Below are 13,749 nucleotides of genomic sequence, written 5' to 3' on the forward strand. Positions count from 1 at the left end.
CCCATCAAACGAAATTCGTTAATTTGAGGCTGTACTCAGTGATCAAGCGTGCAGATTGCACCCCGGCTTCTCGTAAACTAGGATGAACAAACATATGTCTACCCGGTTTGGAGTTTACTTCAAATAACCAAACATGGTTATTTTGATCAATTCCGATATCCAGTCCTAACTCTCCGATGGGACCGTCAATATATTTTTCGACCGTCTCCGAAATGAGAATGGATGACTTTCGTAGCGCTTTTTCTGCAAGGGAGGCTTGTGAGCCAAAGATATCGCGTAAGAGATTGGTGGTGGAGACGAGGGAGCCACCTGTACGAACATGAGTGGTCACGCTTCCCGTTCCGGATACTTTGGAACCAATACCGACAACTTGCCATGCGCCTTCGCGATTTTTGTTCATGTGTATCCGAAAGTCCACAGGGCGATCGTGGTATTTCACCAAACGAATGCCTTGTTGCACAAGGTATTGATTGAAGCGGACTTTTTGATGTCCGAAATGTTGTTGAATCAGTTGATCAATAGTGGAGAACTTGCGTAAGATGTTGCGCTCACCATTGCGGAAGCGACAGAAGTAACCTTTATTCCTGTTCTTTGTAATTCGTAAAATGCCCAACCCAAGGCTACCGCGATTGGGTTTGAGATAAACCATGTGGTGTTTATTGATCATGTAACGAATCAGCTCGATCGTAGGAGAGATATAAGTTTCAGGGATAAAGTAGGAGGTCTGGGGCTGTTGATAAAGAATTTCATGAATGGACCATTTGTTAAAGAAACCTTGGTTAAAGACAGGGCAAGTACCCATGTTTTTGATTCGAGAAAGGCAGGATTGAACTTGTGGGAGTGATTCCGCTTTTCGATTGGGAATGCGCTCATAGATTACATCGGGCAGGGGAGCCGTTCGTTTGCTCCATCCATACTCGCCATCGGAGTTTCTTTGATAAAACCAACCTGTCGTGGTTTGACTACTCCAGTTCACCATTTCTGGAGTGAAAACATAAAACATGGGATGTTCTTGCTTAGAGGCAAGTAGAAAGCTGCGAAAGGTTTTGGAGCGTTCACCGAAGGGCTTAACATAAGATCCGGTGTAGCCGGTGGTCAATATTGCAATAACAGGTCCCAGGCGAAGATGACGAGCGTGATAATGAACACGTAATTCCGATAGAGGAGGGAGGGCCAGTTGACGGGCGATACTAGGGTGAAAATAGACGGCTTTTTTTTCACTGTTTACCGTGCTTACACGCATGATGAGCGTCTTCTTGCCCACGGAGACCTTAATGGACTGTCCGCGTTTACATTTCCATTGTTCAAACAAAGGTTGGGATAAAATAATCGCTTTGGTGGGGGCTTTGGAAACACATTGGACTTTACAGATGAACGAGCTCATTGTTTCCCTCCTACTGTGCCTTCCAATAATGTGTTGGCGTATTGTATGGGAAGCTCGATGGAACGAATACGAACCTTACGTTCTCCTGTTCGTACGAATACCGAGCGTCCAGGTTTAGAATTCGCCTCTAACAACCATACTTTTCCTGTTCGATCAACACCAACATCCAGTCCGAGCTCAATGAGTCGCCCGTGTTTTTGTTCAATAGAAGAGGGGACCTTTTTGGCCAGCCAATCGATGGCATGCAAGATCTCTTCTTTTTGACGAGGAAAGTTTCTTGTTAGAAATGGATTTAAGCGCTCTGCGCTCCCTCCACCGTGCAGATTGGAAGTGAGCGTATGGGGTTTTCCCAATCGAACAGCCTTACCCGTGGTTTCCCACTGTAACTTGCTGTTTTTCTGTACGAGAATTCGAATATCGAAGGGACGATTGTCTTTGGTTGAAAGGGAGAGGAAGGGTTGATATATATAGCGAGTGGTACCGATGAAAGAGTTAAGCCAATGCTCCATCTGTTTTGACTTATGAAAATTAAAGTGGAAAGGTTGGTTTTCTTGTGATCGTCCACGCACGAGGATGGATTGGTCTTCCGGAGTAATCGAGACAATTCCTCGGCCATGGCTTCCTCCATTTGGTTTGAGCAAACAGGAGCCTTGTTTTTTCAGAAACTGTAGAACTTGCTGTGCTTCTTTCCAGCGATAGGTGAGGGGTAAGTAGGGAGTTAGTTCTGGGAAGCTTTTTAGAAGTTCATACGTTCGCCATTTTCCACTCAGTGGCCTTCCGAGTATTTGGCATTCCGAATCGTGATGTATTTTGGAGACGTACGGTTTGTAGTAGAGGAAATGCTGCGTGCTGATGTAATAACAGCGATCGTAAATAATCTTAGGAATAGAGCTTTTTGTTTCTATCCAACGATCCTTCTTCTTATGATAAGTCCAGCCAATAACAGTGCGTGTACTCCAGTTGACTGAACGGGGAGAGAAAACGATGAGGCCCACTCTTAGCTTTTCCCCTTCACGTGTGAGAGCACGAAAATAACTTTCCTCAAAGAAGGGGGGAGAATGGTTGGCTTTACAGACGATCACTCCTAATTGTTTTTTATATGGATGATGTTCATTCATATCGACTTCCTCCATGACCTCAAATTGTTTGAGCGGCTCGGTTTAGGTACAAGTATCTCTTGTTTGGATAGATAAGAGGTGTACTCGATAAGCTTTCTCGCGGAAGGACGGGGAATGTTCTGTTCTTCAGTAACAGTATCATCGGTTTTGGAGGGTTTGGAGTTAATCTCTAAAAGCCATGCTTTTCCATTTGTATCTAATGCCAAGTCGATTCCTAGTTCAGCAAAATGACCGGGACAAATCTGATCGAAGGATTCAACGATCGTTTTTGCTTGGTGAGCCAGGTGCTTCACAGTGGGTTTATTGGGTGTGATCAGTTCAGATAACACTTCACTTGCCTTACGAACGATCCCTCCTCTGGCTAGGTTAGATACGACATGTTGATCATCGGCTACCCGACCTACAGCGGAAGTGATTGACCAGTCCCCTCGGCGGTTCTTTTGTGCTAGTACGCGAAAATCGACGGATCGCCCTTCTAAGCGCACGAGATTGAGTCCTTGTTGAATGAGATAGGGGTTTTTCCCTATTTTCTTTCTTAGAGCACGGAGGATGTCATTAATGGATTCAAAGGTGTGAACAATGGGGGTACCATCTCGGTTGGTATATTGCACGGTATAGGTTTCATTGGGGTAACTAACACGCATGACCCCACTTCCGTGACTGCCGTTGTTGGGTTTGAGGAAGACGGTTTTGTATTTATTGAGAAGAGGAAGGAGCAAAGGTGCTGAATAGACATGGGTTTCGGGAAGCATATCCTGTACTTCTGGCACATTTTTCAACAAGTCGTGTACTTGTTTTTTATTTAAAAACCGTTCGTTGAACAAAGGGATATAAAAAATATCTTGTATTTGTTGTAAGGTGAGTTTTAGAGAGGATTTGTTTTCTACACGACGGGAGGTAATCCGGTTATAGATGATATCGGGTAGCGGGGTTTTTTTTAATGTCCATTTGTTATCATGGAACATCATTCCATATGCTGTTTCTGCATTCAAAGATATATCGGAAGGTTTAAAGACAGTAACAAGAACGCCTTGATTTTGACCAGCAACGACGCATTCCTCAAAAAAACGTGTCATCCTCCCTGCTTTTGCATCGTCAGAATCGGGATGAATATCGGTATTAATTAAAATACCTAACAGGGTTCCCAGCTTGAGAAGGTATCGTTTTGGATTGTATTGTAGAGAGAGGTTCGTTCCCGTTATGATATTTAAACGGTTGACCATACGAGAGCCCATACTAATATATGAGGTCTGGGTTTGCTCTGGGTATGCCACGCCTTTGAGCATGGTAGATCCAAATGAAACCCATATGGGGTGCGGAGGAAGGCCCAGTGACTTAGCTACTTGTAGGTTGATAACAAAATGCATGGGGGATGGTAACCAATGATCAGGAACCATTCTTATTTTCTTACGTATTTGACCCATCGAGATCCCCTTCCCCTGTAAGTGACTACTTCATCGTATGAAGGCATGTATCTTGCGGTGAAAAAAAGAGGCTTGTCAAACAGGGATGATTTGGCTCTATGTGGTATAACCATAAGAAGAGGGGCATAAAGCTGGTGATGTTCGCTATTAGAAAGGGTGAAAAACATGAAAAATCCGTACGATGCTGCGCATGATTTGGCCAAGGTTTTAAGTGAGACAGAAGAATTGCAAGCGTTGGAAAATGCATTGAAAGCAGTAAAGTTGGATCCAGCACAGGAAGCGCTCTTAAATGAGCTACGACAAAAGCAAGCCGAATTGACAAAGAAACAAATGAGCGGAGCGGGGCTGAGTGATGAAGAGAAACAAGCCGTGAATGCATTGATGGAGAGGGTAAACGGCTCTCCGGCGGTACAGAATTTCATGCAAGTAGAACAACGAGTCGGTCTCTTAATTCAGGATATCAATAAAATTGTATCGGAGCCGATCGAGAAGATTTTTCAGCAGTAGAGAGAGAAGGAGGAACCCATGCAAATCACATTCCATGGTCAAAGTTGCTTTGAAATTCATCAGAAAAATCATCGCCTCATCATCGATCCCTTTCTTGAAGGGAATCCCATCGCTGTAGCGAAGCCAGCAGAGATCAAAGTAGACACCATTTTATTGACACACGGTCATGGAGACCATGTAGGTGATACTGTTACGATCGCCAAGCAAAATGATGCTACGGTCATTGCTCCTTTTGAGCTGGCCACCTGGATTGGATGGCAAGGAGTAAACGTGCATCCCATGCATATTGGAGGAAGCCATTCATTTGATTTTGGCCGAGTCAAATTAACTCCTGCGTTTCATGGGTCTGCCTATATCGATGAAGAGAAGAAGGAAATCATCTACACAGGAATGCCTTGTGGACTATTGCTAACTCTTGAAGAGAAAACGATCTATCATGCGGGAGATACTGCGTTATTCCAGGATATGAAAATGATCGGTGAGCGTGCGGATATTGAACTGGCACTTTTGCCGATTGGCGATAATTTTACCATGGGACCAGAGGATGCAATGACGGCAGCCCATTGGTTACAAGCGAAACGGGTTATCCCGATGCACTATAATACGTTCCCCCTCATTGAACAAGATGGGGACGGATTTGTGGACCGTTTACGAGGAGCAGGGATTGAAGGAATGGTCCTCGAACCAGGAGAGATGACTACTTTGTAGTTTATTTTACCATTACAGAAACTCAACGACTCTTCAACGAAGGCTCACGAAATTGTTACTAAGTCGTAATCTCATTGTAATCAAGAAATCGTATAATGAAAGCAAGATAAAACCCCCTTATAAAAGAGATGTGCTTTCGTGGCACATCTCTTTTTCTGCATAGAGGAAGAGGCTTGTACATAGATATGAAAGAGGAGAAAGAGAGAAGTGAAGGAGCGTGAAAATAGTGTGGAATCGTTTTGGATTGGCTCTAGTCATGGCATTAAGCCTGCTGGTTATTGCCGTGATACGCATACCGTCCCCCGGATGGGAAAAACCCTCTGCACTTTTTTCTACTTTATGGATTGGCTTTGCCCTGCTAGTCATAGCAGCAAACTGGCGGAGGGTGCTGACTGAGAGTGAATTAAAGAAGAGGAAGGCCGAGCAAGCAAGACGAAAGCGATGGCTGCATACGCAAAGTGAAAGCTCCCACCGTTCATTACGCAAGGCAAGCGGAAGATAAAAAAAAGAAGCAATCGGACCTCAAAAAAGAGCGAGAAGGCTCTCAGTTCCACATAAAACTTCCTTCCTTGTGAGGAAAGGAAACACTTTCCGAGAGGAGAGCATGGAAGATGCCTCTTCTTTTTTGTTCTGATTAGGGATTGCGTGTATAATGTGGATAAAAAGCGTGCCAGCGTGACTTAAGAAAGAGGGTTTTCCAGTGGCCACGAAACATGAACAAATCTTACTTTTTATTGAGAACCTCGAAGTGGGTCACAAAATCTCAGTACGCCAAATTTCGCGCGAATTGGGAGTCAGTGAAGGGACGGCCTATCGTGCGATAAAAGATGCCGAAGCAAAAGGGTTGGTAAGTACCATCGATCGTGTGGGGACGGTGCGCATCGAGAAGAAACAACGATCGGAAATTGAACGCCTTACCTTTGCCGAAGTGGTTAATATTGTAGAGGGTAATGTATTAGGAGGACGTTCAGGATTACATAAATCTTTGAACCGATTTGTCATTGGGGCGATGAAGCTGGAAGCGATGATGCGCTATGTGGAACCAGGGCACTTATTGATTGTGGGTAATCGCGACAATGTTCACCGCATTTCATTGGAGCATGGGGCGGCGGTGTTGATTACGGGAGGCTTTGACGCGACGGAGGAAGTGAAAGAGTTGGCAGATGAACTGGACTTACCCGTCATCTCTAGTAGTTACGATACCTTTACCGTAGCCTCCATGATCAATCGGGCCATTTACGACCGCTTGATCAAGAAGGAAATCCTTTTGGTTGAAGATATGTTGGGTGATGAACCCGAACCTGTCAGCTTAGCGCTCACGGATCCTATTTGGAAATACGATCAAAGTGTACTAGACTCCGGTCACAGCCGTTATCCGATCGTAGATGAAGCGGGGCGCGTGCAAGGGATCGTAACGGCAAAAGACGTCATGGGGCATCCCTCTCATGAACGTTTGGAGAGAATCATGACCAAAGACCCGATTACGGTTCATCCGCAGACCTCGCTGGCAACAGCGGCACATAAGATGGTGTGGGAGGGAATAGAGCTTCTACCAGTAGTAAATGATCAGCGCCATCTCTTGGGTGTGATCAGCAGGCAGGATGTTATTAAGTCCCTTCAGTATATGCAGAAACAGCCTCATGTAGGGGAAACGATCAATGATTTGATCTTCCAGCGGTTTGTCGAAGAAGAAGATGAACAGGGTGTACAAGTTTTCCGTGGCCGCGTAACGCCACAGATGACGGATGCTTTAGGCAACATGAGTACAGGGGTGTTGTCGGGATTGATGACCGAGGCCGCTTTTCGTCAGCTACGCCATCGTCAACGGGGCGATATGGTGTTAGAGAGCTTAACGATCTATACGCTAAAGCCGGTACAACTGGAGAGTGAAATTTATATTCGTCCCCTGATCATGGATGTTGGGCGCAAAGTAGGCAAGGTGGATGTAGAGGTCTACCATGAGGGACAAATTGTAGCGAAAGGAATTCTGAGTGCGCAGATGATGGAGCGTTGAGAGGGGTACTCAGGAAACGAAAAATGATCACCCCGGTGGTTACTCCCGGAGGTGATCATTTTGTACTTGTGTCCGTTTGCGCATGGTTTTTAAAGAACTGCCAGTTTCGAATCCCCACGATCAGATTAAACCCTCCAATAAGGCAGATGAAGCAGATAATGAGTAATCGGAGGACGCCACCGCTATAGAGAAAATTGACTGCGCCGATGGCAAGAAAGAGTAGCCCCATAAAGACATTCATCTTTGCCTGGTGTAGGCCGCGTTGCTGCGTATTGGTGGCGCGTCGGAAACGAATGCTGTGGTAAGTGGTGAAAACGAGCGTTACGATTACAAAAGTAACAAGTAGGGTATTCACTGCGGTGCCTCCTGATACAGCTTAGTAAACATGACGGCTTAGCTGAGAGTCCGTTCTTTGCTTTCCTCAGGAATAAACCAATTGCCATGAGGGGTTCGATCGATATACACAGGGATATCCAGGTGTTGGAGTTCCTTGATGAGCAATTGGGTAATCTCATCCGACTCTGTATAAGCAGAATAACCGTCCAACAATCTTCTCAACTTTGCTTTGCAGATACTTTTACGGTTGATAATCATACATGGATTCCCCCTTTCCTTACCACTTTATTATACCTGATTAAAGTGGTTTTTGCGACTACATTTGTGCTTCTGTAACCAGTTTGTTAACATTTTATTTTTATGCATAAAAATCTGTGAATGATGTATGTCTCTGTTTTACTTAAGCAATAGGATCTGCTTCTGAAGACAAAATGTCTGTTTGAAAATCTATTTTGATGTTGCTTTCCATCAGGTACAAAGGTACATAGGTACAAAAAAAACATATCTTTTACTCCTCTACTTTGACTGCTTCTACCCAAATACGCAAAGTGGAGTTCTCGAAAATCAGATATTTTAAGGTCAATGTGACTTTTATTGTTGCATTTCCTGTGCCAGAGATGGAGAGCGTGCGGTCGGTAAGCATGTTATCCAGCGCTTCGGGGTTGGTGCTGATCCATTTCATTGATTTGCCAATAAATGGGTCGAGGATGTTGCCGACTTCTTCTTTAATATCTTCTTGTTTGAAGCGCTGTTCACTCAGTATTTCTATTTGAAATTTCTCGATGATATCGGCTTGTTCACGACGATTCTGATCTTTTTCTGCATATTTTTCTAGGTCATCTCCCAAACGGATAATCTCTTTTTGCTTCTGGTTATTGGAATAGTAAAGTTGAGCTCGTTCTAAATAGAGACTGTCGATTTTTTGCCCTGCATGAAACAGGGTGAAAGCAGCTCCGACCAAGGCTCCGAGGAGAAAAGAGACGAATAAGCGCATACGGATTTTCATCATTTCCTACGAAGGCTCCCCGATGAGCCAGCGGATGAGAATGGTACCTGTATGAGCACCGATGAAAGCACTTAAGATAAAGATAAATTGTTGTGCGACTTGGCTTAGTTCCCCTCCCAATATATTAACTTCAAACGCACGAATGGTGTCAAAGGTGCCACCAAGTGCGGCGACCAACGCCCAAATCTTTAATTGGTCCGCCAGGTTCCACATCGCATCCATAGGAGGCTGATTGGTTAAAAAAGCTCCTAGGCCACCAAGTACTGAGCCACCTAACACCACTCCGAGAGCAATAAAGAAATCCAAGACGGTTGTTGACCAAAATTGCCCCATCATCTAAGCTCCCTCCTCATTGCTTGTCTATTTTTATCCTATGAAAAGGAGAAGAGGGGTATGTTTAATTGGAGGTAGGAAGTTGGAAGCAGGATGTTAGAGAGTGGAAGATCTGCTTTTAACACTTGGTTTTTTAAGAGGGGAGAAAGGGTGAAAGCTCCCCTAAAAGTGGTTGGAATATTTATCCTCGAGAGACTCTGAGCCCTGGATCAGGCAGTGAAAGGAGATGCCGCCGCCCATCAACCAGGCAGTGAGAGAACATGGTGCTCTCATGTTAACTGCTTTCATAGACTATGCGGGTTTTCTATATCAAAGTTATATAGGTTCTGCTTTTCTGTTATTGGGAAGTGTGGATGAAAGCGGACTGACAGATTGGGACAAATATGTTGCTGAAACATATCGAATAAATTCACCTTTAACCCTGGTAAGGTAGATGGAAGGATCAGTGAGTGTCAATAAAAGAATTTGGGAGTCTGAAGGATGAGGGAGAAGGAGAGGAAGGAGAAGAGATTCCTTGAAGATTATATTGTGGATCGTTTTAACGATTGTTTGTCTTCTTTTCATTGGTTTCGTGGCAATCAATAAGTATGCGCAAGGCAAGAATCGGGTGTTGGAATTAATCGTGAAGGACCCAAATCATTTTTCCCTTGTGATTAATAGAGAAGGGAAGAATATTCTTTCCCATAATGGTGATCAACCCATGCCTTTGGCAAGCACGATGAAGGTGGTTATTGCACTTGAGTATGTCAGGCAAGTAGAAAAAGGGATCATGAATCCGCAAGAAGACATTCCAATTGCTGCGTTACGGAAATACCATTTCCCTAAAACAGATGGAAATGCTCATCGAGAATGGCTATCGAACGAAATGGAGGGCAGGGATATGGTGTTGTTGGAGGAAGTCGTTAAAGGGATGATCCAGTATAGCTCGAATGCGAACACCGAATACCTTTTGGATCGATTGGGATTGGAGAATGTCAATCAGGTACTGAAAGAATATGATTTGTCTTCTCATGATCCCGTTCATTACATTAGTCCGTCTGCGTTACTCGTTCCATTGTATCTGAAGAGAGAGGGTGGCTATACCACTGAGGATGAGCTAACAGACGCCCTTCAATCGATGCCGATAGAGGAATATCATAAAATCACTCAATGGATCCATGCAGAATTAAAAAGTGGCGAACATCGTTACCCAACGGATCTGCAAAATTCACTGGTATTACAAAAAATTTGGTCTGATCGGCTGACGAAAGCCTCAGCAAACGATTATGCCAAGCTCATGTCCCACATCAGTCGTGGGGTGGGTTTAAATGAGAATGAGAAGAATCGGCTACAGGGGATTATGGAGAGAGAGCTGGGTGAACGTAAGGTAGGAGGAAAGGGAGGATCGACGGCTTTTGTCCTTACTCATGCTATGTACATAGAAGAGGATGGTTCCAGAAGTGAGATCGTATTCTTTGCCAATCAACTAGAGCCAAACTATTCTTCGATGCTTCATTCGAAAGGAGCCTTTCAGCGTTTTCTAAGAGCCGTAATGGATGATGAATCATATAGAGAGAAAGTGAAAGAAGCTTTATAGTAGATTCATATAGAACGAGAGAACGATAACAAAATGTACTTGGCAAGGAATGGATAAAGGAGCTTTACCCTTTCTCACAAAGTACTCGCCCCTTTGAGCTTACCTGATTGACAATCCTCTGTTCAATCAGATAAGCTCTTTTTTCTCACGAGAAGAAACCAGCAATCAAGTAGACTTCGACCATAATCAAGATGAGTGTTCCCACACCGATTCGAAAGACGGTGCGTAGTAGTTGACTCTCTCGCTCTCTTACACCACCAATGGCAGCGACTAACACAATGCGTGAGGGAAAGGCCATTGTCAAATGGGATGAACTCGTATTTTGAACCCACACGACCAGATCATCCGCAAGTCCCAACTGCTGAGCAGTTTGTAACTGAAGTTGAATAAACATGGCGTTGGAACCGGTGTTGCTACCCGTGAGAAAGCCACCCAGTCCGCCGATGATGGGAGCGAAATAGAGGTAGGCGTGTCCGAAAAGGAGAGCGAGTGATTGAGAGAGTGTTTGTGTCATGTTAGTAGCTACCATCACTTTTGAGAGAACGACAAAACCAAGGGTGGAGAGAAGGACAGCAGATAACTGGTGTGCGGACCGCTGGATGCTATCCACCATCACGGTTGGTTTCAATCGAAAGAAGGCTATTGTATACAAACAAGCAAGCAACAAATAAAACCCCGGTGCAAACAGCAGGGGAAGGGTGAAATCATATTTAGGTAGAGCAAGAACAGCTTCTTGCTTAAGAATGCTCTCTATGATGGGGACCATCCGAGTCAGAGAGAGAGAGAGTATCAAGAAAAGATAAGGGCTCATTGCTCGTATGAGAGAGGCTGCTGTGGGAGATGCGCTGTTACGTAAATTCTCTCCTTCTTTTCTTTCCCACCTCTCTTGCTCACCCTGCTGACTAATCACTTTCTTATCTCGCTGACGGAGCCACCACAACCGTACGAGATATAGAGATAGTGCCAGAAAACCTCCGAAAACCCCTGCAAGCTCTACACTTATGTAGGTACTAAAAAACCAGATTGAGCAGGAGAGCGTTCCGCTTACCATAAAGGCTTCCAGCCCGTACGTCTTCAATGCGGACCGCCCTCCACTAATCACCAGGATAAGCGTAGTGAAATAGAAAAAGATGGGGATGGATAGCAAAGCCGTTCCCGCTCCTAATTTGGTGAGAGAGTAATCGATCAGATTGGCTCCGATGACGCTGCCCGTTGCAAGGGCTCCCCATGGTACAGCAACCAGTCCGATGATAGAGAGCAAGACCGCTTTGAAACGATCGAACCCCAAAGAAATTAAGATAGGGGCAATCACGATGGCAGATACTCCGAAACCGCTTGCTGACTCCAATAAGGGGGAGAAGGCGATAACCAGTAAAATGACTTGGCGTATCGGATGCTGGGTAACTTGGGAGACGAACTGAGCGAGTACCTGGATGCTACCAGCCGCATTCATCAGGTGGTACAAGAGCGTTCCGAAGATGAGGACATAGGCGACAATACTGGTCGTAAGAAGTCCGTCGATGAAGGCGTCTGTCAGCATAGAGAATGAAAAGTTAAATGTTTCATAACCAAATCCGATAGCAATGGCCATCAAGCAGGCAACAATCGCTGCTTCGACCGCGGTGCGCTTAAGAAGGAAAAGTAGCATAAATATGAATACGATGGGTAGCAAAGCGAGAAAAAAAGTCATCCTAGGTCAATCCTTTTTCTATTGATTATCCTTTCTTGAAAAACACAGCGAAATTTAGTGAGGAATGACAAATAGCTTCATCGTGTATCCAGTCCTTATCATTAAGATATCGTTTGTTATCTACTTCCTGCAGATAGATTGCTAGATTGCTATGTAGTGGTCTGTGAAGGAAGATGGTCTCCTTCACAGCAACCGAGATCGCTCTATAGAAATGAAAACTTTAAATGGCTTATTTATCTACTTCTTTTTTAGGTTATAGCCTGCTTTTTTCATTTTACCATTCTTCATCTGTTTATTGGGAGCACCTTGTTCTTGTGTGCCTGTACTATTGACAAGGGTGGCATTAGAAACGACATCCACATGATCCAGCTCGATCCAATCGGTTCCCCCTGTTAAGGAGGAATCGGATATGGTTAGCACAGTGTTTCTCACATTGACGAAGATTCCTTGGACGGCAAAATAGCCGATTTCACTTCCTTCGATAAGAACTAAAATTGGATCTCCCTGTTGAAAATTAGCTAAAATGGCCTTCTGTAATCCGACAGCACTTCCTTGAAAGGTAACGACAGAAGGTGCTTTACCATCTGCGTGAATTTTTTTGGGGTTTTTAACAATTGGGTAATGGAATTTTCCCATAAACACTCCACCTCTCCTTCACACTACGGTAGTATATGATAGTAAAAAAGGAAGTGGTAGTTTAGATGACGGGGGTATTGAAAAAAGGCGAATGAATAAGAGTATTGTTTTTTCTGGTTTGATTCATTACATAACACGATCTAATATTATACACGATCTAATATTATCTGAAATTTCTTTTGATACATAATTCTACTTGCAGTTTGACTCATGCCATTCCAAATGAAGAAAGGGGGTATGGCAATTAGCGGTTGCTTTCTCAATCGAAATCTTTTTGTCATGAACCAACATCTTATTCAAATAAGAAAGTCGGTTATCTATTTCAGATAGAATCTTTTCTTTTCCTTCAAGGGGAACACCGTGACTAGGAATCATCGTGTAATCACCATATCGTTTTAGTACCTCGAGTGACTGGACATGATCCTGAATGGTATGAGTAATAGATGGTAGAAGAGGCGCTCCATCATTCGAGGTCATGATTTCATCTGCCACATACAAGTATTGACCATTAATATCAATCACCATGGTGCAGAGGGAGTGACCTGGTAAAGGAATCATGGTAATTTCAAAGCTCCCAAAGTTAATTTGTGTCTCTTTTTGGATCGCAACCGTTGGCAGAATAGAAGGATGTTCCTCTTTTGCTGTCCATTGATCTAGAGTAATTTGCCCATTCTCATGTCCATATCGAGGAACATCAGGAAGTGCCTTTAAACCGTCAATATGGTCACCATGGAAGTGACTAATGATGATGCCTTCAAGGATAAGCTCATTTTGTGCTAAGTCTATATAAACGTTGCGAGCATGTTCCTTGAGAGCCGTATCGATTAGAAGAACTTTATTTTCATGAACGAGTGCAAGAATATTAAATCCGCAGTGACCTGTTTGGGGCGCAAATTGATATAAATGGATTCCGTCTGCTATCTTTTGTTTTCGCATAAAATTCTCTCCCTTTTTCGTTTCTCATTCATCTTAAGCGAATAAGGCTGACAACATATTGTCAGCCAAGTTAAATTCATT

General features: G+C 44.0%; 15 protein-coding genes. 5 read left to right on the top strand and 10 right to left on the bottom strand.

Annotation, left to right across the window (positions count from 1 at the left end):
• Positions 1–4: 4 nt before the first annotated feature.
• Genes AC6RGY_RS11635 through AC6RGY_RS11645 form a run of 3 tightly spaced genes read right to left on the bottom strand, consistent with a single transcriptional unit; the run spans position 5 to position 3,926 of the window.
• Positions 5–1,384, bottom strand: coding sequence for a YheC/YheD family endospore coat-associated protein (locus tag AC6RGY_RS11635; protein ID WP_499863193.1), 1,380 nt, complete (start codon positions 1,382–1,384; stop codon positions 5–7).
• Positions 1,381–2,502 (bottom strand): YheC/YheD family endospore coat-associated protein, encoded by a 1,122-nt coding sequence (locus AC6RGY_RS11640; protein WP_499863194.1) that lies wholly within the window; start codon positions 2,500–2,502, stop codon positions 1,381–1,383. The genes AC6RGY_RS11635 and AC6RGY_RS11640 overlap by 4 nt, the downstream gene beginning before the upstream one ends.
• Positions 2,499–3,926, bottom strand: coding sequence for a YheC/YheD family endospore coat-associated protein (locus AC6RGY_RS11645; RefSeq protein WP_499863195.1), 1,428 nt, complete (start codon positions 3,924–3,926; stop codon positions 2,499–2,501). The genes AC6RGY_RS11640 and AC6RGY_RS11645 overlap by 4 nt, the downstream gene beginning before the upstream one ends.
• Before the next feature lie 165 nt (positions 3,927–4,091).
• Here AC6RGY_RS11645 and AC6RGY_RS11650 point away from each other — a divergent pair, with 165 nt between their 5' ends.
• The 4 genes from AC6RGY_RS11650 to AC6RGY_RS11665 all read left to right on the top strand — a co-directional run bounded on the left by AC6RGY_RS11650 (position 4,092) and on the right by AC6RGY_RS11665 (position 7,155).
• Entirely contained in the window at positions 4,092–4,433 is a 342-nt protein-coding gene (locus tag AC6RGY_RS11650; protein ID WP_499863196.1) for a YlbF family regulator, read from the top strand.
• Between the two features lie 18 nt (positions 4,434–4,451).
• Entirely contained in the window at positions 4,452–5,141 is a 690-nt protein-coding gene (locus AC6RGY_RS11655) for a metal-dependent hydrolase (protein ID WP_499863197.1), read from the top strand.
• 217 nt (positions 5,142–5,358) lie between these two features.
• Positions 5,359–5,643, top strand: a complete 285-nt coding sequence (locus tag AC6RGY_RS11660) for a hypothetical protein (protein WP_499863198.1) — start codon at positions 5,359–5,361, stop codon at positions 5,641–5,643.
• A gap of 198 nt (positions 5,644–5,841) precedes the next feature.
• Positions 5,842–7,155 carry a DRTGG domain-containing protein gene (locus AC6RGY_RS11665; RefSeq protein WP_499863199.1) on the top strand — a complete coding sequence of 438 codons (1,314 nt, stop codon included), beginning with the start codon at positions 5,842–5,844 and terminating at the stop codon, positions 7,153–7,155.
• A gap of 55 nt (positions 7,156–7,210) precedes the next feature.
• Here AC6RGY_RS11665 and AC6RGY_RS11670 read toward each other — a convergent pair whose 3' ends face one another.
• From AC6RGY_RS11670 to AC6RGY_RS11685, 4 genes are all read right to left on the bottom strand, one after another.
• Positions 7,211–7,510, bottom strand: a complete 300-nt coding sequence (locus AC6RGY_RS11670; RefSeq protein WP_499863200.1) for a YtpI family protein — start codon at positions 7,508–7,510, stop codon at positions 7,211–7,213.
• Between the two features lie 38 nt (positions 7,511–7,548).
• The gene (locus AC6RGY_RS11675; RefSeq protein ID WP_499863201.1) at positions 7,549–7,749 is read right to left on the bottom strand and encodes a YtzJ family protein; all 201 of its coding nucleotides are present in this window, start codon (positions 7,747–7,749) and stop codon (positions 7,549–7,551) included.
• 250 nt (positions 7,750–7,999) lie between these two features.
• Positions 8,000–8,500, bottom strand: coding sequence for a hypothetical protein (locus tag AC6RGY_RS11680; RefSeq protein ID WP_499863202.1), 501 nt, complete (start codon positions 8,498–8,500; stop codon positions 8,000–8,002).
• Positions 8,501–8,503: 3 nt separating this feature from the next.
• Positions 8,504–8,833, bottom strand: a complete 330-nt coding sequence (locus AC6RGY_RS11685) for a YtrH family sporulation protein (protein WP_499863203.1) — start codon at positions 8,831–8,833, stop codon at positions 8,504–8,506.
• 511 nt (positions 8,834–9,344) lie between these two features.
• On the opposite strand from AC6RGY_RS11685, the gene AC6RGY_RS11690 reads away from it, so the two are divergent.
• Complete coding sequence (locus AC6RGY_RS11690; RefSeq protein WP_499863204.1) at positions 9,345–10,406, top strand: serine hydrolase; 1,062 nt, start codon at positions 9,345–9,347, stop codon at positions 10,404–10,406.
• 145 nt (positions 10,407–10,551) lie between these two features.
• On the opposite strand, the gene AC6RGY_RS11695 is transcribed toward AC6RGY_RS11690, so the two are convergent.
• From AC6RGY_RS11695 to AC6RGY_RS11705, 3 genes are all read right to left on the bottom strand, one after another.
• Positions 10,552–12,096, bottom strand: a complete 1,545-nt coding sequence (locus AC6RGY_RS11695) for an L-lactate permease (RefSeq protein ID WP_499863205.1) — start codon at positions 12,094–12,096, stop codon at positions 10,552–10,554.
• Positions 12,097–12,333: 237 nt separating this feature from the next.
• The gene (locus tag AC6RGY_RS11700; protein WP_499863206.1) at positions 12,334–12,732 is read right to left on the bottom strand and encodes a hypothetical protein; all 399 of its coding nucleotides are present in this window, start codon (positions 12,730–12,732) and stop codon (positions 12,334–12,336) included.
• Between the two features lie 192 nt (positions 12,733–12,924).
• On the bottom strand, positions 12,925–13,668 hold the full coding sequence (locus AC6RGY_RS11705; RefSeq protein ID WP_499863207.1) for an MBL fold metallo-hydrolase: 744 nt from the start codon (positions 13,666–13,668) through the stop codon (positions 12,925–12,927).
• Positions 13,669–13,749 lie beyond the last annotated feature (81 nt).

The sequence above is a fragment of the Mechercharimyces mesophilus genome, assembly GCF_059818345.1.

Excerpts from the sequence above, each read along its gene's own strand:
- AC6RGY_RS11650 (WP_499863196.1), top strand. The coding sequence starts at position 4,092 with ATGAAAAATCCGTACGATGCTGCGCATGATTTGGCCAAGGTTTTAAGT.
- AC6RGY_RS11640 (WP_499863194.1), bottom strand. The coding sequence starts at position 2,502 with ATGAATGAACATCATCCATATAAAAAACAATTAGGAGTGATCGTCTGT.
- AC6RGY_RS11700 (WP_499863206.1), bottom strand. The coding sequence starts at position 12,732 with ATGGGAAAATTCCATTACCCAATTGTTAAAAACCCCAAAAAAATTCAC.
- AC6RGY_RS11685 (WP_499863203.1), bottom strand. The coding sequence starts at position 8,833 with ATGATGGGGCAATTTTGGTCAACAACCGTCTTGGATTTCTTTATTGCT.
- AC6RGY_RS11705 (WP_499863207.1), bottom strand. The coding sequence starts at position 13,668 with ATGCGAAAACAAAAGATAGCAGACGGAATCCATTTATATCAATTTGCG.
- AC6RGY_RS11695 (WP_499863205.1), bottom strand. The coding sequence starts at position 12,096 with ATGACTTTTTTTCTCGCTTTGCTACCCATCGTATTCATATTTATGCTA.
- AC6RGY_RS11635 (WP_499863193.1), bottom strand. The coding sequence starts at position 1,384 with ATGAGCTCGTTCATCTGTAAAGTCCAATGTGTTTCCAAAGCCCCCACC.
- AC6RGY_RS11645 (WP_499863195.1), bottom strand. The coding sequence starts at position 3,926 with ATGGGTCAAATACGTAAGAAAATAAGAATGGTTCCTGATCATTGGTTA.
- AC6RGY_RS11680 (WP_499863202.1), bottom strand. The coding sequence starts at position 8,500 with ATGATGAAAATCCGTATGCGCTTATTCGTCTCTTTTCTCCTCGGAGCC.
- AC6RGY_RS11675 (WP_499863201.1), bottom strand. The coding sequence starts at position 7,749 with ATGATTATCAACCGTAAAAGTATCTGCAAAGCAAAGTTGAGAAGATTG.
- AC6RGY_RS11655 (WP_499863197.1), top strand. The coding sequence starts at position 4,452 with ATGCAAATCACATTCCATGGTCAAAGTTGCTTTGAAATTCATCAGAAA.